Source organism: Shewanella japonica (assembly GCF_002075795.1).
Taxonomy (GTDB): Bacteria; Pseudomonadota; Gammaproteobacteria; order Enterobacterales; family Shewanellaceae; genus Shewanella; species Shewanella japonica.
The window spans coordinates 2,259,658-2,282,036 of sequence record NZ_CP020472.1 but is presented as its reverse complement, the minus strand read 5'-3'; the positions used below and the strand labels follow the sequence as shown (position 1 = coordinate 2,282,036).

Annotated in this window: 18 protein-coding genes and 1 pseudogene; 7 read left to right on the top strand and 12 right to left on the bottom strand. The window is 41.1% G+C overall.

Features of this window, described 5'->3' with window-relative positions; genetic code table 11:
• Window positions 1-13: 13 nt before the first annotated feature.
• From SJ2017_RS09735 to SJ2017_RS09705, 7 genes are all read right to left on the bottom strand, one after another.
• A complete protein-coding gene (locus SJ2017_RS09735) occupies window positions 14-1,201 on the bottom strand; it encodes an SMP-30/gluconolactonase/LRE family protein (protein ID WP_167692907.1) in 1,188 nt (395 codons plus the stop codon).
• Window positions 1,185-3,467, bottom strand: a complete 2,283-nt coding sequence (locus tag SJ2017_RS09730; protein WP_167692954.1) for an agarase — start codon at window positions 3,465-3,467, stop codon at window positions 1,185-1,187. The genes SJ2017_RS09735 and SJ2017_RS09730 overlap by 17 nt, the downstream gene beginning before the upstream one ends.
• 122 nt (window positions 3,468-3,589) lie before the next feature.
• Window positions 3,590-4,243 (bottom strand): bifunctional 4-hydroxy-2-oxoglutarate aldolase/2-dehydro-3-deoxy-phosphogluconate aldolase, encoded by a 654-nt coding sequence (locus SJ2017_RS09725; protein WP_080915623.1) that lies wholly within the window; start codon window positions 4,241-4,243, stop codon window positions 3,590-3,592.
• Between the two features lie 52 nt (window positions 4,244-4,295).
• Complete coding sequence (locus SJ2017_RS09720; protein ID WP_080915622.1) at window positions 4,296-5,366, bottom strand: sugar kinase; 1,071 nt, start codon at window positions 5,364-5,366, stop codon at window positions 4,296-4,298.
• Window positions 5,363-6,715: an MFS transporter gene (locus tag SJ2017_RS09715; protein WP_080915621.1), complete on the bottom strand. Its 1,353-nt coding sequence runs from the start codon at window positions 6,713-6,715 to the stop codon at window positions 5,363-5,365. The genes SJ2017_RS09720 and SJ2017_RS09715 overlap by 4 nt, the downstream gene beginning before the upstream one ends.
• Before the next feature lie 110 nt (window positions 6,716-6,825).
• Window positions 6,826-7,980 carry a mandelate racemase/muconate lactonizing enzyme family protein gene (locus SJ2017_RS09710; RefSeq protein WP_080915620.1) on the bottom strand — a complete coding sequence of 385 codons (1,155 nt, stop codon included), beginning with the start codon at window positions 7,978-7,980 and terminating at the stop codon, window positions 6,826-6,828.
• A 43-nt stretch (window positions 7,981-8,023) separates the two neighbouring features.
• Window positions 8,024-8,734 (bottom strand): GntR family transcriptional regulator, encoded by a 711-nt coding sequence (locus tag SJ2017_RS09705; RefSeq protein WP_080915619.1) that lies wholly within the window; start codon window positions 8,732-8,734, stop codon window positions 8,024-8,026.
• Window positions 8,735-9,602: 868 nt separating this feature from the next.
• Between SJ2017_RS09705 and SJ2017_RS09700 the strand changes: the two genes are divergently transcribed.
• Window positions 9,603-10,028 (top strand): hypothetical protein, encoded by a 426-nt coding sequence (locus SJ2017_RS09700; RefSeq protein WP_080915618.1) that lies wholly within the window; start codon window positions 9,603-9,605, stop codon window positions 10,026-10,028.
• Between the two features lie 82 nt (window positions 10,029-10,110).
• On the opposite strand, the gene ltrA is transcribed toward SJ2017_RS09700, so the two are convergent.
• Complete coding sequence (ltrA, locus tag SJ2017_RS09695) at window positions 10,111-11,451, bottom strand: group II intron reverse transcriptase/maturase (protein WP_080915617.1); 1,341 nt, start codon at window positions 11,449-11,451, stop codon at window positions 10,111-10,113.
• Window positions 11,452-12,104: 653 nt separating this feature from the next.
• Here ltrA and SJ2017_RS09690 point away from each other — a divergent pair.
• Window positions 12,105-12,473 (top strand): hypothetical protein, encoded by a 369-nt coding sequence (locus SJ2017_RS09690; protein WP_080915616.1) that lies wholly within the window; start codon window positions 12,105-12,107, stop codon window positions 12,471-12,473.
• Between the two features lie 494 nt (window positions 12,474-12,967).
• On the opposite strand, the gene SJ2017_RS09685 is transcribed toward SJ2017_RS09690, so the two are convergent.
• On the bottom strand, window positions 12,968-14,011 hold the full coding sequence (locus tag SJ2017_RS09685; RefSeq protein WP_080915615.1) for an IS110 family RNA-guided transposase: 1,044 nt from the start codon (window positions 14,009-14,011) through the stop codon (window positions 12,968-12,970).
• 202 nt (window positions 14,012-14,213) lie between these two features.
• On the opposite strand from SJ2017_RS09685, the gene SJ2017_RS09680 reads away from it, so the two are divergent.
• A complete protein-coding gene (locus SJ2017_RS09680; protein WP_080915614.1) occupies window positions 14,214-14,591 on the top strand; it encodes a hypothetical protein in 378 nt (125 codons plus the stop codon).
• A gap of 28 nt (window positions 14,592-14,619) precedes the next feature.
• On the opposite strand, the gene SJ2017_RS09675 is transcribed toward SJ2017_RS09680, so the two are convergent.
• The gene (locus tag SJ2017_RS09675; protein WP_080915613.1) at window positions 14,620-15,570 is read right to left on the bottom strand and encodes an IS110 family RNA-guided transposase; all 951 of its coding nucleotides are present in this window, start codon (window positions 15,568-15,570) and stop codon (window positions 14,620-14,622) included.
• 375 nt (window positions 15,571-15,945) lie between these two features.
• On the opposite strand from SJ2017_RS09675, the gene SJ2017_RS09670 reads away from it, so the two are divergent.
• Both SJ2017_RS09670 and SJ2017_RS21960 read left to right on the top strand, forming a co-directional pair.
• Window positions 15,946-16,203 carry a hypothetical protein gene (locus SJ2017_RS09670; RefSeq protein ID WP_167692906.1) on the top strand — a complete coding sequence of 86 codons (258 nt, stop codon included), beginning with the start codon at window positions 15,946-15,948 and terminating at the stop codon, window positions 16,201-16,203.
• A gap of 51 nt (window positions 16,204-16,254) precedes the next feature.
• A pseudogene (locus tag SJ2017_RS21960) lies at window positions 16,255-16,989 on the top strand (DUF7003 family protein).
• A gap of 230 nt (window positions 16,990-17,219) precedes the next feature.
• On the opposite strand, the gene SJ2017_RS09660 reads toward SJ2017_RS21960, so the two are convergent.
• Window positions 17,220-17,540, bottom strand: a complete 321-nt coding sequence (locus SJ2017_RS09660; RefSeq protein ID WP_080915610.1) for an antibiotic biosynthesis monooxygenase family protein — start codon at window positions 17,538-17,540, stop codon at window positions 17,220-17,222.
• Between the two features lie 195 nt (window positions 17,541-17,735).
• Between SJ2017_RS09660 and SJ2017_RS09655 the strand changes: the two genes are divergently transcribed.
• On the top strand, window positions 17,736-19,619 hold the full coding sequence (locus tag SJ2017_RS09655) for a DUF294 nucleotidyltransferase-like domain-containing protein (protein ID WP_080915609.1): 1,884 nt from the start codon (window positions 17,736-17,738) through the stop codon (window positions 19,617-19,619).
• A gap of 2 nt (window positions 19,620-19,621) precedes the next feature.
• Window positions 19,622-20,338: a 3'-5' exonuclease gene (locus tag SJ2017_RS09650; protein WP_055025925.1), complete on the top strand. Its 717-nt coding sequence runs from the start codon at window positions 19,622-19,624 to the stop codon at window positions 20,336-20,338.
• 203 nt (window positions 20,339-20,541) lie between these two features.
• On the opposite strand, the gene SJ2017_RS09645 is transcribed toward SJ2017_RS09650, so the two are convergent.
• On the bottom strand, window positions 20,542-22,113 hold the full coding sequence (locus SJ2017_RS09645) for a BCCT family transporter (protein WP_080915608.1): 1,572 nt from the start codon (window positions 22,111-22,113) through the stop codon (window positions 20,542-20,544).
• Window positions 22,114-22,379 lie beyond the last annotated feature (266 nt).

Below are 22,379 nucleotides of genomic sequence, written 5' to 3'. Positions count from 1 at the left end.
TCAACCACAAGTGCTATTGCGGTTGTTTGACCAAATCGAGCGAATAAAGATATTGATGTGCAGTAACAAAAACCGTGGAGTAGTCATCGTTAAAGGCAAGGTTGGCAGCAATACTGGGCAAATGTACTTTGGCTAGTAACTTTCCCGAATGATCAAATAGCCATAGTCCATCTGGGCCTGTAGCGAGAACATCTCCAGAAGGCAGGACTTTTAATCCATCGGGTAAACCGCGTCCTTCGTCTTTCACTGGCGGTAATTGATGAAATACCTGACGCTGTATCACTTGCCAATCAGTATTCAAGGTATATTGATACCAGGCAGGCTTTTGTGGATTTGAAGCTGCAACGTACAAGGTATAGGTATTGTCGCTCGACGGCACGGATGCAGCCAACGCTATCCCATTGGGATAGCGTAAACTGTCATCAATTAGGCTTAATTCATGTTGCTTAGATAGCCGATACACCCCTTGAAATGCCAATTCCTTTTCAGGATCGTTAAGCTGCTGCGCTAGTCCATAAGGCGGATCTGTAAACAGTAAACTACCATCTTGGCTTAACACACCATCATTAGGGCTATTTAAGCGCATACCGTTGAACTGACTAACTACTCGTTGATAGTTACCCTTAGGTTTATCAAGTGACGCCTGCATTATTGCAACCTGACGAGATCGAGACTGTAGCAATATTAATTGCTCAGCTTCACTATCAGATGTTTTAATCATCAGCCCATTAGAAAAGCCACTTACAGGTAAATACTCATTAAGCCCGTACTCAGGATGAAATTGAAACACTTTGCCTGCAGGGATATCTGAAAACAGCAAATACTGGCCAGCAGAAGACCAAACAGGCCCTTCTGCCCACTGAAACCCAGAGGCTAACGTATGAAGCGGCGCAGATGTGTTTAACACTTCGTACGCCCTATCATCAAAGATCTCATATCGAATATTACTTAAGCTTGATTTTTCTTGCTCTGGTAAATTCAGCACCGGCGCAGCTTGGCTATGATGACTCACAGATAAAGTGTAATACATCACTAACAGCGCCAATAACTGTGACCCGAAACGGCGAGTTATGTTACTGCACGTATTGCCATAGATACTGTAATCACTACTGTTATAAACACTGTTATAGTCATGGTTATAGCCAGCGGCTGAGATAGTGTTGCAAATTAGCCGAGGCATCATTTTATTTAACGTGAACATCACCAAAACGCCTCGTATAAATTTGCTGATTGACGGCTTTTGCTGCATCAACTAATGGCTGATAAGGAATATCTGTCACACTCACGAACCCAACGTTATAGTTTTCACCATCGTAGGCACGACCTGTCAGAGGAGAATCAATATATTGGAACCAATGCGAGCCAACTAAATACGGATTATCTAGTGCGCTGTTAACGTATTCTTGATATTTAGCGCCTCGGTCGGCTTGTGAAGAAGCATGAATAAGTCCAGGGTTTAGTAAACCAGAATCCATTGAACCATTATGGAACTCACCTATGATACTTGGCATATCAATGCCTTCCAGAAATGACCAGAAGGAGTCATTTACCGATTCTTTGTAATAATTGTAACTCATTACATCGACATGTTTAGCCGCGGCCGATCGCACTTCGGGTGTCATGCCCCAACTGGCAAAGCGAGCACCTAAGTACAAATGGTTTGGTAAGTACTGCGCAACAGCATCGCTCACCACCGCAAAGTACTCGCTGGTATAATGCTCAAGTAATAACGATAAATCCGTTACCACTTCATCCTTAAAATCAGTAATCTCTATACCGGTTTCAACTCGCTTCCATGTAGGAAAATTTGTTCCCCATTGGCGGTTTAATTCGCCGATGTTGGTATATTTTGTCTGTAATACCTTAACGAACTCAGCTTTAGTTGGGCTATCGCTTGCGTCTATACCTAACGTGTTGATGACAAGACCATATTGAGACTCTATGCTGCCCATTTGTCCCCAGCTTTTCTCGTTATCGATAAATATACCAACACACCAAGGATTATTTTGAACTTCAGCGGCAATTTGCTTTGCAGTGAAATGAGCCCGTTTTACAAATTCGGGATCAAAAGGGTCAGGCAGTGGACTCCAATAATCATTACCACTACTGACCGTTTTAAAGTCGCCGATAATCCAACCATTAGCAAAGTATGGAATTCGATTAAGTTGGTAAAAGCTGGGATCGACCCAATTACCAAATGACGTAAAGCCCCAGCTAAGCATGCGATCGACTGTGGTATCTCGCCATTTAGGCATAAACACATCAGCGTCGTTAGATTGATATTTACGCGCAAGATTTGCTTGATAAAAACTAAAGGTTTCGCCCTTTTCTACTGCACCAGTATGTACTTCACGACGATAACCAAAATGTTCAGATAACGGCTCGCCATATTTAGGCAGCCAACTGAACATCTTAGCTCTTAACTCAGAACTGACATACCTTGTATCCCAAGCAGATTCAGGCGCCCTATTTAATCCAATAGAATCCTCAGGCGTGAAATCGCCTTCAGCTCTTGGGGTTATATGCGTGGTATTAAAATCATACCCTGTGATGGTAGAAGTATTTGCCATGCGTATATTGGCAATACCATTTGAGAAAAATAAATAACCTTCAGGATCAACAAGGCTCCACTTTCCTTGATACTTCTCAACTCTAAAATATCCTGTTGCATCAAGCTTAGGTCCAGCCTTCCAACCATTAAAAGTTGAGCGTCCCTCTGGTACGGTCTTACGTAAACTAGCTTGTTCTTTTGCAGAAATGGCAATTAATTCATCTGTAGATTTCACTTTATTGATAAAATCAATCTTGGTGCTTTGGCCAAATTCATCCACTAAATTTTCTAAATATTGGTCATTAAGTTTTGTCGCTTTAATCAATTGTAAATTGCTCAACAAGATTTGCTTGTCTTCTGGCACACCATGGACACTAAACTCAATTTCAGCGACATTTTTAAGGTTAATATTTTTCACACCATAACGCCAAATTATAGGCGTATAATCCGTTAACCAAGGATTAGGATTACTTCTAATGCCTGTTTCAATTGACAAGTCTTCACCAGATAACGCCATAAAGTAGTTATCTTGGCTTTTAGCTGGTAACACAATATTTCGATTATGACTTAAGCCAGCACTGTCTTTTACTTTGACATGAATAAAGACTGAGGTTGACTTCGGGTTAGCCAATGAGACAGCAAAACCAATTGGCTCATTCGATTGCCAATTAAAACTTTTATCAGGTTTAACACTAAAGCTAGCGCTATGGTGCTGCTTTGAATCAAGATGAACAACTAATTGCTCTTTATCATCAATTTTTTTAATCTCACCACGAGAATTTTCAAAATCAAACTGATTTAGTATTCCCGGTTTACTTAAATCTTCGTAACCTGTTAACGGCGACAATAAAACTGTTGCTTGGGCTTTTTGCTGTTCGATACTGTTTACAGCCTCAGTTTCACCCCTTGCTTCCATGTCTTTTTCGGTGATTTGAATATTGCCGTTATCATTAACACCATCACTGCAAGCAAGTAATAAACTGGATATCAGTAAAGATGAATAAAAACGTTTGTGCCTTGAGCTAGGTTTAATTGTCATTAGCTTGCCTTCCTTGTTAATTCTTTTGCATTAATTTTTGCGACTATTTCACTGACATTTCTGGTCAATTGTTCGGCTTGTTGGGGACTGTAAACGGGTTGCGCCAAACTCCCGCCGATACCAACACCTGACGCTCCACTGTCAAACCAAGCGTCGATATTGGAGGCATCAATACCACCAACGGGAAAAAAGTAGCTATCAAGAAAAGGACCTTGAGCTAATGCTTGTAAATAGTTTGCTCCCATAGGTCCTGCGGGAAATAACTTAATAATGTCAGCGTTAAATTGAGAGGCATCGACGATATCTGTCGGGGTCATTGCGCCCATGACCACAGGCACATCCAACGCGTGGGCATGTCGCACAATCGCCTCGTTAGTATTAGGCGTTACCAAAAACTGAGCACCTGCTTTAATTGCCCGTTTTGCGATTCGATGATCGGTCACCGTTCCTGCACCAATTAACATGTGTGGGAATTGCTGCCTGAGCTGAGTTATAGCCATTTCATAACCTGGAGTATTGCTGGTGACTTCTACCGCCAGTACGCCAGCATCAGACATACATTGAACAATGCCTTCAATGTCACTGGGGTCTTTTACCCTAATAATGACAATCAATTTATGACTGATTAATTGCTCAACCACCTCGTGTCTCATGTCGTCTCCCTTTGTCTATTTTTATCCTAAATGACTGAACTGATAACCTTGTTCAACGAATAATGTGGCCAGATAAATTACCGTCCGCAATGTATTGAATCTCAGCTTCATTTGACCAATTTTGATCGCCAATACCCGTATGAGCTAGAGCAAATGCAGCATTGGCAAATTGCGCAATTTGCTGCCCATGCCAACCACGTTCTAACCCGTGCAATACCCCAGCGGCAAAGGCATCACCTGTGCCTAAACGGTCTTTAATTTCTACGGTAATCGGTGCTGAAAAGCTGCATGTTGTCGAAGTAATATAAAAACCAGTTAAGGTATTTTGATTAGCGCTATGATGCACTCGCTCAGTCATTGCAAAATCAACATCAAATTTAGCCCGTAAAAATTCAGCCAAATTATTAGCTTGATACCAACTGCGTTGGCTAGTTTTGTCCAATCGTTCAAGAGAATGTTGAGAAATAACGTGGGCGAGTTCATTTTCAGAGATATCTGGCGTCTGATAATCAAACACGTCACTTATAACGCCAGCATTTCCAAAGGCTAGATTGGAATAGTTTAGGATTTCGCTGAAATAATCACGTGCCTTTTGGCTGTCATCCCAAAGCGAACGTCGATAGTTAAGATCAAAACTGACTTTTACCCCTAGAGACTTGGCAATTTTGACCGCTTTAATCGTTTCTGCTGCGCATTGGGTCGATAATGCTGGAGAAATACCACTAACATGCAACCAACGCTTACCTGACAAAATACTTGGCCAATCAAACTCGTCATTAGAGATTTGCGAAAAAGCGGAATAAGCGCGGTCATAAACCACTTTAGATGGCCTTATAGACATGCCCATTTCAATAAAATAACTGCCAATACGTTGACCACCTCGACGGATATAATCAGTCTGAATCCCGTATTTTTTAAGGCTTGCAATGCCATGATCGCCCAGTGCATTACTTGGCAGCTTAGTAACAAAATGACATTCATGGCCCATTAATGCCAAGGAACTGGCCACATTCGATTCAGCACCGGCAAAATCTACAGATAGCTGTTCTGCACACACCAGTTGCTGTTGTGCGATTGAAGGCGTTAATCGCAGCATCATTTCACCAAAAAAGAGCAAACTCATTTTGATTTGCCCTCAATGATTGACGCTTCAACTAGTTCAGCCGCTGAATCAAGCTCCATGTCAGATGGCACAGTTATCTGCTCGACTTTACCGACCAAGAACAAGTACGAGCACAAACCACACATACCCAAGGCTGCGATTAATATTAATGCAGGTTTAAAGTCGCCATCTTGTGCTAGGTATCCAATGGCAATGGGGACGATCACGGCAGATAATCCACCAATGAAATTAAAACACCCTCCCACTAAACCAACCATATGTTTAGGCGCGAGTAATGAAACAAACACCCAATTGATAGACGCTAACCCATTTCCAAAAAATGTCACTGACAGGAAGAATGTCATCCAAGCCGTACTATCGACATAATTTGCGAAAATCACACAACTAGAAAGCAGCAACCCTATAATAATCGGTGCTTTTCGGGCGACTTCATTTGAAATGCCTTTTCGCACCAACCAATCAGAAACAAAGCCAGACACCAAAACACCGGCAAAAGCACACAAAAATGGAATAGCGGCAAGAAATCCGGTATTGATATCGCTTAATCCACGATATTCAGCCAGATAGGTAGGAAACCAAGTTAAAAAGAAAATCAAAGTCCCGCCTAAACAAAACTGACCTATGTAAATGCCCCATAACTTGCGACTGGTAAAGGCGACTTTTAGATTTGACCAGTTGATTACAGCTTGTTGAACAGGCTTTTGAGATTGCTTTGATAATGGCTTATCTGACAGCGTCTTTTCTGTCTCAGCAGAGACAGCCTCATCAGGATCTTTATAAAGCCAATACCATATTCCAGCCCAAATAATGCCGATGGCACCTGAAACATAAAACAAACCACGCCAACCAAAATACTCTTGAATAACCGCCAGCACAGGCATTAAAAATGCCAAACCAATGAATTGACCTGAGGTATACACAGCAATGGCGCTCGCCCTTTCTTGTTCTTTAAACCATTGCGTCACGATTTTATTATTAGCAGGATATGAAGGCGCTTCGAAAAAACCAATTGCCATTCGACAACCGATTAATGCCGCTAATGAACTGACCATCCCCTGCACTATGGTTGCTAACGACCATGCCACTAATATAAAGGGATACAAAACACGGATCTTGATTGCATCGACCACCATGCCGCCGGGAATTTGCATAATGGAATACGTCCATGCAAATGCTGAAAATATCATCCCCATTTCTAATTTACTGATGTCGAGATCAGCAGAAATTGCCTGCGCTGCAACCGAAATGTTGGTGCGATCCATGTAATTAATAACCACACTACAAAATATCAGCGCCAGTACAGCAAACTTTTGTTTAGGCTGATGAGGTGTAACTTGTTCTTGTTTCATTTTCTATCCATGAAAGCGTTAGCATTGTTAATAACAGCTTCATACAAGCCTCTAAGATGAGTCATGCACGATGCTGTTGGCTAGATTGACTTAATTCGTTATGTTGCCTGTTACCAGTTGGTGTAAGAGCCATCCGGTTTATGTAATCTTGGCGGCTCCCAGAACTTGAAAGCCTGCTTCGGTAATGAGGCCTCATCAACATCAATGCCTAAACCAGGCAGGTCAGAAACGGGATATGCATTGTGAGATACTCGAGGCCGATGAGTAAAAATGGCGTCATATTCAGATAAATCACCATCATAAGGCGGTAACTCCAGCCAGCTTAAATTACTTATTGCAGCGCAATAATGAATCGAAGCTGCGGTACAAATCGGACTCAATGGATTGTGTGGCATCATGTCGATATATTTGGTTTCACACATCGCGGCCACTTTCATAGCCTCGGTAAAGCCACCAGCATTACAAATATCAATTCGAGCAAAATTGGTTAGCGCAGTATCAACATAAGGAGCAAAATCCCATTTACTGGAAAACTCCTCGCCAATAGCAAATGGAACGTCCGTCATTGAGCGTAGATTTTGATAACTCGTTAAGGACTGATCGCGTATAGGCTCCTCAATAAAATCTAAGGTACCTACAGGCATTTTTTGGCAAAAAGATACGGTCTCAGCAACTGTTAACCTATGGTGATAATCAATACCTAAAACAATCTCTTGGCCAATACTCTCCCGAGTTTTAGTTAACCACTCAGCGGCGATTGCAATTGATTTTCGTGCATCAAACAAGCTTGATTGTTCTGCACAGCCATGTTCGCCTGTGGTGGCTCTAATAGCTTGCCAACCCTGTTGTTTTAGTCTTTTTACATCATCAACAAAGTCGGCATTAAAGGCTAACGTAGAAGTGACAAATAGCGGGATCTGTTTTCGCTGTTTACCCCCTAATAGTTGATAAACAGGCACATTAAAATGCTTTCCTGCAATGTCATGTAACGCTATATCGATGGCCGAAATCGCAGCTGCAAGCACTCGACCGCCTTCAAAATACTGACTTCGGTATAGCTCTTGCCAAATATGAGAAATATTTAACGCAGATTGACCAATTAAAAACTGTTTGAAATGTTCAATTGCACCAGTAACCGCAAGCTCACGACCAGAAAGACCAGATTCTCCCCAACCATAAACGCCGGAATCGGTTTCAACTTTAACCAGGCAAACATTTCTAAAACCCAACCAGAAATTAAAGGTATTAATATCCGTTATGATCATCTGTCATTCCCTATACATAATTAAACCTAAGCCGTTTCACTTTTCAGCTTTCAAGTGCAACATTGCTTTGCCAGTAATCACCGCCACTTTTAACGTGTTTTGTTAACGTTCTAACCGCAGACTCTTCATCTTTTGCGTTTATCAAATACAGTAAATGGCTGTGCTCACGTAAAATAGCTTCGTATCGACTTGGTTTTACTGCCAAATTACCCAATAAAGCCTGTAACATTAACTTCTTGTTTTTCCACAACACTAAGGCACTTTGGTTATAGTGATGGCGATACATTTCCCAATGAAACTCTGTATCAAGTTGCCTAAGTTGACTCGCTTCATGCTTAGGTAATAACATCATTTTTTGATGTATTCTTGCTAACTTGTCTAAACTTTCTTGGCTTGCGTTAGTGACATACCAAGACAAAAAATATGGCTCTAACAATTGCAAAATTTCAAAAACATCCCTCATGCTTGAATAAGCAAAATTAGCGACCCTAGCACCGCTATTTTTTTTAAAGGTTACAAACCCTTCCCCCTCTAACAGCTTTAGCGCCTCACGGACGGGATTAACGCTAGAGTCATAGCGTTTAGCTAACAAGGTCGTAATCAATCTATCGCCACTGACTAATTCGCCCTGCGCAATATCAGCTAAAATCCTGCTATAAATATCAGTTTCTAATTGCATAACGTCCCATTTGGCACACAGATATTGTTTAGTGCCGCAGCTTGATTGCACATAATCCTGAGTTAGTAACAGCATTTTTTGCGTCAAAAACCTGCAAGCAAGTTCAAAAAAGCAGCAAATACTGTTGGATTACACAATCTATCAATTAATCATTATTGTCAACAATTAACATTAAATAATTTATCATTTAATAAACAATAGATAAGATTGAGCGATGGTAATAGAGAGAAAATATCAACAAGAAGGCGTAAGCAGCATGGCTTAAGTAATTGAAAAAATGATAAAAAACCTGTTAAAACTTTTGCCATACAGCTTTGGCATAAAATGATGAGTGCGTGTGAATTTTTAACATTCACTAGCAGGTGTGAACACACAAGCTGTCATAGATATACCTACATACAAGGCAGCTGGAATACATATATGTGAGAGAGGTAGTGACAACCGTCCTGTCACCTACAACAGGTAGAGGATTACAATTCAATAAGTGAAATGAAGTGAAGTGAATTTAAAAAAGAAGTATTTTTTATCAAATTAACTAAATAATTTATCGAGATGTTAGCGCCTCTCATCCTAACTCAAAGTAAATTGGCAAGAGTTGTGGACATCCAATAACTAAAATAGAGAGCAGTGAGCAAAGTGAGCAAAGTGAGCAAAGTGAGCAAAGTGAGCAAAGTGAGCAAAGTGAGCAAAGAAACGATATTCTATGCTCAATAAACATCTACTTTACTGTTAGCTTATTGAATTTTCGATGATTGATAAAAGGTTGAAGAGACCTCTACATTATTATTTCGCTCACTTTATACGGGCTTAATATTGATAATATCAGTCTTAATTTTTTATTTTTATCATTATTAAACAGTCGGTTGGCTTGGTATGGTTACTGCTAAATTAGATTTTAGCCAGAAGATTATCGAGCAGCTATATAATACGCTGTTAGCTGTACATGAATAAATTAAAACGTTTTGCGTACATTATCGAATTTATGATTGGGTTTGCACCATCACTATTGTTATTAACTTTAGGTGTTGTGTTTAGTCCGGTAATTTTTGTTGGCTTATTTTCTGGGGATCTAATTGTTCTCTTGTATGCGGCATTGGTTTTCTTTGGATTGTGCGGTTTCTGGGGAGCAATAAGTTTATTAGTTTTAACTTTGCATCCTGAGCAGGAGAACACTAAACCTAAAAGGCTTAAAGTATATGTCGCATTAGGTGTGATATCTTCAGCAATTGCAAGTTATTCAGTTGGTGGCACAAATGTATACTTATTGCCTTTTATAATTGCACCATTATTTGTTACGTTACATTTGGTTTATGTTCAAAGGCGCTATTTGTCGGGTAGTACAGCTAATCGGGTAGCCGGAGGTATCTAGCCTCCAGCCCCCACACCACCCTGCATGCGGCTCCGCACAGGGCGGTTCATTTAGAACGCCTAACCTAAACTTTCTGGTTAGCCTATTTATTACAATAGTGAACTGCGATCCATCCATCTCTTAGTGAACATAAACCCGCTTTCTTCAGATACTCATTACTTAGCGCTTGCTGTATCCCTGGTGTTTTTGAACTTCTCCATGGGCCTTTGCTTGTGATTCCACAAGCAACAGCGGCTTGGATCCTGACGCCACGCTTTAGTAAATTTTGCACCTTCGTCCGTGGTTTTCGCCACTGACGCCAGTAGCACATACGTACCCGACGGCGGATCCAATGGTCTAAGTCGACACATCCTTGATAAGCATTAGCGATGCCAAAGTAGTTAATCCAGCCTTGCATATATTGCCGCACCTTAAACAATTGATAACCCATGCTTACGCCCCAATTTCGGTTTGTTAGCCGTCTCAACTTTTGTTTGAAAATGCGTAATGTTTTAGCATGCCACTGGATCTTTCCTCGGTTAAATGTAAACCCGAGGAACTTACTTTTTCCTACCTTAACCACTTGGCTTTTCTGTTCATTAACGACCAATTTTAGTTTCATGGCAAGGTAGCGAGTAATGCTCTTTAGTACCCGTTCACCCGCGCGAAGTGACTTTACCAAAATGATAAAGTCGTCCGCGTAGCGGACGAATTTATGCTCTCGGCTTTCCAGCTCTTTATCCAAACTATCCAACATAATGTTTGATAGTAATGGCGAGAGTGGCCCGCCTTGAGGTACACCTTCAAAGCTTGCTTCAAATTGGTCATTGACCATCACACCTGCACGTAGATATTTACCAATAAGCGCCAACAGACGCTTATCCTGCACCTTGCTCCTAAGTTGAGTCATCAAGAGATCATGATTAACTCGGTCAAAGAACTTGGACAGATCAACATCAACGGCAAATTTACGTTTCTGTTTGATAATATCCCTAACTTGCAGTACCGCTTGTTTGGCGTTTCTATTCGGCCTAAAACCAAAGCTATTCGCCGAGAAAAAGGGGTCAAACAACGGCGTGAGTATTTGAGCGATTGCTTGCTGGATCACACGGTCAATGACGTTAGGGATCCCCAATTTGCGTTTACCGCCATCGGGTTTGTCGATCTCTACGCGCCTGACCGCTGAGGGTTGGTATTCACCTCGCTCTAATTGATATTTACACTGTTGCCAGCCGCCTTGTTGCATCCAGAGCGGGAAGGCTTCGATGGTCATGCCATCGATGCCCGCCGCACCTTTATTGGCTTTAACTTGACGCCAAGCTCGGTGTAGATTTTCAGGTTCGAGCAGTTGTTGAAATAGATCGCGGTTGAAGGCCGGTTGCATATCAATACGCTGCCGATAGTAATCGTCTGGCGACGTAGTGGGTATCGACAAGTTTGACAAGACTCCTCCTTCTTCTAAATGTTCAGGCCTTCACCATGTACCCACAACGCTAGCGCGGGGTATGCTATCCCATCCATTACGATGGGCGTTGGGCTACTATGCCATCTGCTGACTTCTGCTTAATCACACGCTGAGTTACCCCGCCATGCGCTATCGGTTTCCATCTGATTCGCTCTTTTCAGTCGATGACGCTGAAAAGCCAAGGCACTTATAAACCAGAGCCTGACTGGTTAATGACCAATCGCGTGTTAAGCAGATCTCCCCAGATAAGAACATGAACTTTCTTTGCACTGCTGCATCATTTACGGTGGCCATTAGATCACGTGGTTTCGTCGTCTTGTGCCAACTCACCTCTAGCCTACGCCTCATATGATGTTCTTGTTCATCAGCTCGCAAATTTGCTAGCGGCTTCCTTCAGACCAACCCTCACGGATAAGCCCTTGCCATTCGCTAGTAGTTAACGTTTAATAACAATATGTTATTTGAACGGTGATCTTCCTACAGAGGACTTTCACCTCATTAGTTCATGCCCATGCTGGGCGTACACAAGAGCATTAAGAGTGACGTCCAACGCTTGGCTGACGCTCATTCTTCGCCAATTATAGCCAAGCGTTTCCCGCACCTTATGCGGGCGTTAAGTTGCTAAGGGAATCATGGCATCTCAGAAACCGTTAAAAGGTGTTGCGTACGATATTGCACATCACGCTCAAAGTGGATTGAGCTACTTGCACCCACATATGGGTGAACTATGCAAAGAAGTAGGTGTTAATGAAGCTGTCATAGATTTGATGGCAGATAACTCGTACCCAAAAGATCTGCGAGTGTATAAACCATTGAAATCAGCTATTGGCGCATTAAAAGATAAGTTTCATTCCATATTAATTAAACGTGAAATGAAATTGGAGTTCGTAAGTGTTCTAAAGCTTAAATTTGTGTTTTATGCAGGTGATAATTATCTTTGCACTGTTGAGTCAATTTTGGTTAAATCTGATGGTACTAAACATATTCAAACGGTGCAGTAGCAACTTAACACATATGAGCCTTCCGCCAGTCAATAGGCGAGCCTAACTTATTTGACTGCTTTTGCAGTCAAATTAAAATCAATCAACAAATTCATCTACTTCGTCTGTCATTTAGCTGTCAAATCATCGTTTACAGCAAACACATATAGAGGCTCTCTTAGTGCGATCTTATCGCTGCCTGACGCTTTTCAATCCTTTGAAATATCAGGGGCACTAGACATTTATCGGTTAACCCTAAGATGGCACTATTCAAGTCAGAGGTGCTTTGTGCACAGTTAGTTTCAGGCTCATTTAAGGTGTAAACGACTTTGGTGATTGTACTCATTAATGCGCGCCAATAAGGTGTCTAATCAAGTCGATGTAGCTTAAATCGCATTTGGCATAGTGATGATGGTGAGAAGTCATTGCTTCATTAGTCACATCATTCACAGTCATGCTCGCTTCTCTTTTTCAAGAGTATCTAGTTAGGTGTTCAGCTCACCTTATTGCGCGACTTATCCTTTTAAGAATCGTTGTTCATCAAACACCGTTTTGTTCTTCAACATGAAATAAACACAGCGGCCAAGCTTATGAGCCAGTGCTGATAATGCCTTAGCCTTACTCATTCTCTTTTGTAATCGATTAAGATAATGACGGGCTTTATCATTGCCTCGCAGGTAGAGCACAGCAGCTTCAGAGAATGCCCACTTTAAATGAGCATTACCGATTTTATTGCCATTAGTGCCATAGGTTTTGCCCGCAGACTCAGCTTTGCATTTGACTAAACGAGAGTATGAGGCAAATTTTTGTACCGATTCAAATCGGGCTACATCACCGATTTCATACAAAATTGTTAGCGATAAAATCTTACCAATACCTGGTACGGTTTTAAGCAATTCTAGATACACTGGGTTATGGTTTTTAGCCTGCTTTTCAATGAACCATTCAACTTGAGCTAGTTCCTTGGCATAGCAATCAAGGAGAGCCATGTCTAAATCGATATTACGCTGCACGATAGGGTTTTGATATTGCTCGCGTAGCTTTTGTCTAGCAGAGATATTTTTAAGGTTTAGGTCAGTGGCTGGCAAGTTGTATTGGCTGTTGGTGTTAACCACATGACCTTTGAGCATGGCGCCGTGACGGACAATCTTCATTCGTCGACGCAACAGATCTCGGGCAGCACGCATTTCACTTGGATAATCGTAGGCAATTGGAAAGTTGCCACCACGTAGTAGTGTGGCAATTTTAAAAGAATCGATTTTATCGTTCTTGGTTTTACCACCGTGAATGGCCTTCATATAAAGGGCATGGCCTAGAACAAAGTCGATGCCGAGTTCGGCACACCAATCAGATACCCAGTACCAACAATGCATGCACTCAACCCCGACAATGACATTGCCGATATAGGGTTCGAGTATGAGTAGTAAGTCATCTTTGTTAGCCCCAATCTTTTTGTGAGCGACAACTTCCCCTTTAGAATCAATGATGCAGACATAAAGTAAACGTGCATGTAAATCAATACCACAGTAGTATGGATGTGAGTTATTATAAAATCTCATTGAGCTTTCTCCTGTTGGTTTGGTCACCTTAAGCATACCGCTGATGCGGCTTGCTAGGGAGGAGGCTCAATGATTATCAAGCTGTTCAAGCGGGACTGCTAACAGTTGGCTCGGTTTCGCTTCGCTACACATTTTAGCCAACAATTATCAGCCCCTTAACAGGGCGTTATGTTTCTATCAGACTATCGGAGATATTGGCAATATGGAAATCAACAAAGACTCTGATCTTATGGCCTTACATAGAGCAATTGTAGAAGCTAAATTCAGTGAAGAACCTAAAGATGGGCCTATTCCTTATAGTGAAATTTTAGCTAACCTTTCAAACCAGATATTCGATAATATTATCAAAACTCTAAAAGAGCAAAATGAACCCGAACAAGCAGAACATTGGGCAAGTATTAGAGGCTTAGATTCTGAATGGGTTGGCTTCGAAAATATCAAAAAGCGAATCAAAGAAACTGAGGTTTGGATTGATCTAAGTGAAAAAGAAAAAGTGGATTTAATTAAAATTATTTGTGCGCCATTCCAGCCTAATAAAGAGCAAGTATCTGAGCTTTTGGTGTGCAATAATGAAACATAACAAGAGACTATGGCGTCAATAGCTAATTTCAAGCTTTTGGCGCTTCCCACATCACACCATCTCTTAGCATTGAATTAAGCGTCACGACCATCTTTCTAATACAGGCAATAATAGCTACTTTCTTTGGTTTTCCGGCTTCGACTAAACGTTGGTAAGTTTCTTTAAAAACAGGGTTTGATTGTATGGCTGACATCATTGCCATATACAAAACAGTCCTGACCTGATGCCGTCCACCTTGAATTTTTCGTTGGCCTTTGAAACGACCACTTTCTTTATTCATTGGTGCAACACCAACTAATGAACTCGCTTCTTTATTATTAATATATCCAAGTTCAGGCAGGTTACTGATGATTGAAGCAGCGGCGATTTTACCTATTCCTTTCATGCTTTGTAGAATGATATTTTTGGCTTGGTAGTCGGGGTTGGACTCGATGAGTTTAACTATTTTTGCTTCTATCTTTTCTATCTGATTTTTAAATACAGTTAAGATAGGTTTGATGGTCATCGCGACCTCTTTCGGCAGAATTTGCAGCCTGTTCTTCTCCATCGTTTGCATTGCCATAATTTGATTGCGTCTTGAGACTAAATAGCTCATAGCCTGCATGATGTCAGGCTTTAAAGTAGATAGCTTAGGCTTAATCGCATCTCCATAATGAGCGATGAGCTGCGCATCTAGCCTGTCTGTTTTAGCTTTTTGACCAATGGCACCAGCAAATCGTTTTATATGTATTGGGTTCGCAATAACGAAGGGCAGATTTGCTTCAGCGCAGGCCATGATAAATGGCATTTCTAAGCGACCTGTTGCTTCAATAACAATACGTTCAGGATGGTGTTTCTTGATGAGGTTAACAGCTTCTTTAATGCCTTTCTCATTGTTTTTGACGTTGAAAAAGATATCGAGTGGTCGGATATAAATATCGAGCTGAAACTTACCCGTATCGACACCGATGTTAATGTTTTGATTAGTTTTTGAATTCATAATAAGCTAACTCTTGCTTGCAAATGCGGGTTCGAGACCCAGTAGACTATTCGAGTGTTTTGCTTGGAGTCCTTTGTCGCGTTCTTTCTTGTTATCGGTCTCTCAATAGAGGAGCCAGCAATCAATCGAACTACGACAAGGAAAGCTTTAGTTGCAGCTAAAGCCTGGGTCTCACATTACCCGAAACAGGGAAGTATTTGTAAATTAGGTGGGTTTATTATCCATACAAGCTAATTAATAAGAACAAAAAACAGTTGGCTGTTTTCGTTCCGCAACATTTTAACAAACAATTTTTGTCCGCTTAAGCGGGCGTTAGCTTTATTGGAGAATTTGGGTATTAAGTGTAAGTATAAATTGCTTAAAGGTAGTCCTTTATTGAAGGGACTCATTTGGCAGCAATTAAATAAAAGGCAACTCCAAACATTAATTAAAAGGTTTGCCACACGGGAAGCTAAATTACTCCGCCAAGGTCATGCTAGTTTTTTTATTTGGCGTTCTCGACGTATTTTAGCTGTTCGTATCTATGAAAAACGCTATGGCGATGTACCTCAATTGTTTAAAAAACGTTGTATGCCTAAGTTAAAGTCATATTACATAAATAACGGTGTTTATACTTGGCCCAATGCAAAATAGGATTAGGTGTAAAAATAAAGCTAAGACATTCAAACGGACGAGAAATCTAGTATGAATTGGAAGTCAGAGAGAATATTGGAAGTTTTGGATGCGTGCGCAGAAGAGTTCACGTTTCCAGTTTTAGATAATGGATATGTCTATCTCGCTGCAACAAGAATGTCTGCATATAGATCTGATGATGAGTGGGCCATTGTAATAGAGGTGTTCGGGTTCTAACCAAGGTCTGGTGCTCCCGACGTACAAATTTATACTTTTTCCAGCAAGTTGCATGATAGAAACCCTTCTTCAAATTATCTGACGGAGGAAGCGTACAGAAACTATCTAGCCAACAACGTTTATAATGAGTCACGGTTTATTTATCCAATTTCGAATAGTGACTGGCAAGATGAAGAGGATTTGGAGTATGTAAAATTTGGCTCTAAATGCATACTACGAGAAATCGAGGTGATCATCCCTGAAAATGCCGACTTTCAAAACTCTGGCATCGAGTTAGAAGAGGAAAACCCGCAAACATTTGAGTTTTGTCGACTCATAGCCGCTAAATATAGGGATCAAGTACTGTGCTCAGAATCTGAACGCCGAGTCAGTGTTTCTCCTGAGCTAGAGTTAGTTCTTCAGCTTGATGAATGGGCGCATCCAGACATTTCAGGAGAAGAATTACCAAGCTCATCTGAAACGTTCAAGCTAATCGCTAAAATGCTCGAAACTGGTAATAAACAAGCCTACAAGGCTACTGGAAAACAAAATACACATTGGGTAAATTGGCCTGAAGCGGGTACGCTATGATGGCCGCGCCTAACAAACGGCTGTTGTCGGACTGCCAAAAGCGTCACCCCCTTTGCTTGCGCAAAGCAGCGCCATTTTCGTCAGCTGCAGAGCCGGGCGTTAGATTTATAAGCGTTAACCATGCATTGTCTGTCATGTAATAAAAGAATATTTCAGCCGCCCGTTAACTGCGCTACTTGGACTTACCTTTGCCAAACAATATTCCGTTTAACAATGTAAGGCTTGTCGCACTATAACGTGCCATAATCCCGTTCAACTTTCGCGATACGAACTTTAAAATCACTATACCATTTGGTTCGGCCATGCTGCTGGGCTAACATGTGTTCTGAATTGGCTTTCCATTGTTTAATCGCATTAATATCACTCCAATAAGACACCGTTATACCTATATTTTCTCTTGCTGACTCTATTCCTAAAAAGCCAGGTTGTTGCGCTGCTAACGCTACCAATTGGGTCGCAACTTCACTGTAACCTTCATCAACGTCGGAACGTGTTGATGAAAATACCACAGCGTAATATGGCGGCTTAGGGGTATTAGCAATATTGGTCATCATCACTCCGTATTAACTGTTTGAAGAAACATTATGATAGCGATAGTTAACATCAAACCTTCGCCCCACTTTGTCAATAAAATATCAATTAAACCTTAACGAATCCTTTAATTTAGGCTTAGCTAAGCTGCATATATATCATTGATATCATATACTGTATTAACAAAATCAATTCTTAAAAATATCGAGCGAATAATGGAAGTCGAACTATTAGAAATTCGTAACTTCATCCGCCAATATCCTCCTTTTGATCAGCTACCTGAACAGGCGTTAGAAGAAGTCTCGCAAAGCGTTGAAATTTCTTACTATCGTGCTGATAGTATGATCATTGAATTTGCAGACAAAATACACGATTTATTTATGATCCGAAGTGGCGTTGTAGAAGTGTATCGACGCAACGGTGAGTTATACAATCGTTTAGATCAAGGCGGTTTATTCGGTCAAATGGGCTTATTGACCAATAATAAAGTCCGTTACCCTGCTAAGTCGATTAAAGACACCTTACTGTATTGTATTCCTGAAAAATTGTTTGAAGCATTTTGCGAACGTTATGACGTTTTTGCGGACTTTGTAGAAGTTGAAGGCAGTATTAGATTACAGCAAGCAGTTGAAGATAATAACGACGATGCAAACTCGCTAACCACCTCAAAAGTTAAAACATTAGTCAGTGGTGAGCCCGTCACGTTTGCGACAACCACCAGCATTCAGCAAGTGGCAAAAATCATGTCTGATGAGAATGTATCAGCAGCCATGATCCATAATCCTAACTTGCCAAGTGAAGGCGGAAACAGTTTTGTCGGCATCATCACTGAACGAGACTTATGTGCCAAGGTTATCGCTCAAGGGCTAGATGTAAACACCCAAGTCGATGAGATCATGTCGACAGAATTAATCTCACTTGATCACAACGCTTATATTTTTGAAGCCATGTTAATGATGCTTCGTTATAACGTGCATCACTTACCTATCCTCAAGAATAAACAACCAATAGGTTTAATTGAAGTCACTGACATCATTCGCTATGAATCACAAAACAGCCTGTTAATCGTTAGCAGTATTTTTCAGCAAAACAGTATTGATGATTTGATCGTACTTTCAAGCCAAATTAAAGATTGCTTTGTTCGCATGGTGAATGAGGATGCAAACTCCCACATGGTGGGTCGCGCTATGTCTGAAATTGGCAGGAGCTTTAAACAAAGGTTACTTGAACTTGCAGAAGAAAAATTAGGCCCCCCGCCAATTCCCTATTGTTTTCTTGCATTAGGTTCTATGGCGCGTGACGAGCAGTTAATCGTAACAGACCAAGATAACGCCATTATTCTAGATAACGATTATCAAGAAGCGCTTCATGGTGAATACTTTACATCCTTAGCCACATTTGTATGTGATGGATTAGCGTCATGCGGATATTCGTATTGTACTGGCAATATTATGGCCACTAACCCTGAATACCGTAAAACCCAAACAGAGTGGGAAGAATGCTTTACTGATTGGATTGAACACCCTAATGCACAAGCGTTACTTAACTGTTCGATATTTTTTGATTTATACGGGGTGTATGGTCGCCCTAAATGGGCTGAGCAACTCAATGCGTTCATATTACGTAAAGCCAAAAAGAATAACCGCTTTCTTGCTTGTTTAGCGAGAAATGCCCTTAATCGCACCCCACCGCTGGGGTTTTTCAAAGATTTTGTAATGGAAAAAGATGGTCGCCATAATAACTCTATAAATTTAAAACGCCGCGGCACAGCACCCTTGGCTGATTTAATACGTGTGCATGCGTTAGCAATTGGTTCACAATCTCAAAATTCATTTGATCGATTAGAAGATATTATTGAAGCTGGTATTTTACCGCCAACCAAAGGTAAAGATTTACAGCATGCAATGGAGCTTATCTCGCTTGTGCGTATTCGTCATCAAGCACTGGATATTGAGGCAGATCAGGAACCAGATAACAATATTGAGCCTGAAAACATGTCTGGTTTTGAACGCCGTAACTTAAAAGATGCTTTTTTGGTGTTAAGTAGCGCGCAAAACTTTTTGAAATTCCGTTATAGCGCTAATAGCATGCAAGGGTAATTATGCGAAATTTTGCGAATCAAGAAGTGCTTAACTGGAAGGTTTTTTTACAAAACAAAGCCTTAAAAAGTAAAGATGCCCGCTTAACTCACTTTTACGAAGCTAACACCTACCATGGTGAGACTCAGTTAAAAGATATTGAGTTCGTGGCATTAGATTTTGAAACAACAGGATTAGATGCCCAGCAAAATAGCATTATTAGCATTGGGCTCGTTCCATTTACCCTAAACCGAATCGCATGTCGACAAGCTAAGCATTGGTTTATTAATCCAGAAGATAAACTACAAGAAGATTCAATTATCATTCACGGCATAACCCACTCAGATTTAAAAGGTGCGCCAGATTTATTAAGAATACTCGAACAGCTATTAGATCAATTAGCAGGCAAGATTGTAGTAGTGCATTACCGCCGTATTGAACGCGATTTCTTTGATGCTGCACTTCGCAGTTTAATTAACGAAGGCATAGTGTTTCCTGTGATTGATACGATGCAAATTGAAGCTGATATTTATCAAGCTAGACCTAAGCAGTTTCTTGATTGGATTATTAAACCTAAACCTCACTCTATTCGTTTAGCCAATAGCCGCACACGCTATAATTTACCAACTTACCCACCCCATGATGCACTCACCGATGCGATTGCTACTGCTGAATTATTACAAGCGCAAATTAGGCATCATTTCAGCCCCGAAACACCGATTAAAAAGTTATGGCTCTAATTTTGTTTGTTTAACTGGCTCACCCAGTAACCTTATTGTGTTTAAGCTGTTATTCACAAACCACAAATGAAAAGCCGATGAGTGCAACACACTCATCGGCTTTTTCTATTGTTTGGATTATTAGCGTTAGCGAACATTACTAGCGTTAATGAACATTACTGGCGTTAGCACACATTAGTATTGCTAGCACAGCGAATCCTTAATTAGCGCTTCTCGGTTCTAAGCCCCATGATTAAACTCACACACATCACCAGTAAAATGATGGTAAAAGGTAATGCGGTGGATATGGCGCCAGCTTGCAGTGCTTCGATAGCTTCTGTGCCGCCGACCCAAACAAGTGCTGCAGCAATTGCCCCCTCAACCAGTGCCCAGAAAACACGTTGTGGTGCTGGCGCATCAACTTTACCGCCCGAGGTAATACTATCAATTACCAGTGAACCTGAATCTGAAGAGGTAACAAAGAACACCAAAACAAGCACCACTGCTAATAGCGAAATGATGTTACCAATAGGCAACTCATCAAATACCTGGAACATGGCTAATGGCACTTCAGTTAAGCCCTTTTCACCTAATGCCCCTACGCCATTGACCACTTGGTCAATGCCCACACCGCCAAATACTGACATCCATATGATGGTAACAGCTGTTGGAGCGATTAACACCGCAGTCATAAACTCACGAATGGTTCTACCGCGTGAAATACGTGCGATAAACATGCCCACAAATGGGGACCAAGATATCCACCAAGCCCAGTAGAAAACAGTCCAACCGTGCATCCAAGCTTCATCTTCTCGTCCAATAGGATTACTGAGGGGAATGATATTTTCGATATAACCCATGACCGTTGTCGGGATGGTGCCCATTGAAACCGCAAACGTCACTAATGCGACAAACACCAATAAGGCTAACGCCATTAACATATTAATGTTACTAATGACCTTAACACCACCATCAATCCCCCTCATCACTGACACAACGGCTACTAAGGTGACGGCAAAAATAATGGTAATTTGTAGCGTTAACCCGTTAGCAATGCCAAAGATATGATGAAAACCACTTGCCGCTTGTTGAGCACCTAAGCCCAGTGAAGTAGCAAGTCCAAATAAAGTGGCTAATACCGCAAGAATATCCACGATATGACCAGGCCAGCCCCAGGTTCTATCACCTAAAATAGGATAGAAAACCGATCTCATTGATAAAGGTAAGCCTTTATTGTAAGCAAAAAATGCTAGCGATAATGACACCACACCGTAGATAGCCCAAGGATGCAGTCCCCAATGGAACATGGTCGCGCCCATTGCTAATTTGGCTGCTTCAGGCGTATTCGCTTCAACGCCTAGCGGGGTTTCATACCAGCCTGTGAAGTAAGCAACAGGCTCTGCAACCGCCCAAAACATCAAGCCAATTCCCATACCGGCAGCAAATAACATTGCCACCCATGATAATCTTGAATAGTCAGTTTTCGCCTCTTCTCCTCCTAAACGCACTTTACCAAAAGGAGAAATAATCATTAGCAGGCAGAACAAAACAAAAATGTTGGCAGACCACATAAACAAGCCGTCAAATGCACCGATGATTTTCCATTTAATTCCATCAAGTACGGCTTTGGAGGTGGCAGGGTCTAAAACGAGTAAGGCAATGATGAATATGCCGATGAGAGAAGCGCTGATCCCAAAAACAGGGTTGTGGACATCAAAGCCCCATTTTTGAATATTATCCTGACCGACTGTGTAATCGGTATTATCTATACTGTACTTATCTTTATTCTTTTTCATTGATCCTCAATTAGAAGAAATTTTCATTCGAAAATTGTATTTATATTTTACGTTATAAGGTGATCTTTTGCTGAGAAATGACCAGAACAATCTTGTTTCATGTCACTATTTACACCAAAAGTTAGATATTTTTAACAAAATGAATGCGTAAAATGGCAAATCGGCGGGTTATTGTTTCGATGAGTTGAGTTTTTCATCAAAATAATTTTTAGTTAAATATCAATTATTTTTGTCTTGCCCCGTTTACATAAGCCACAAACAAACAA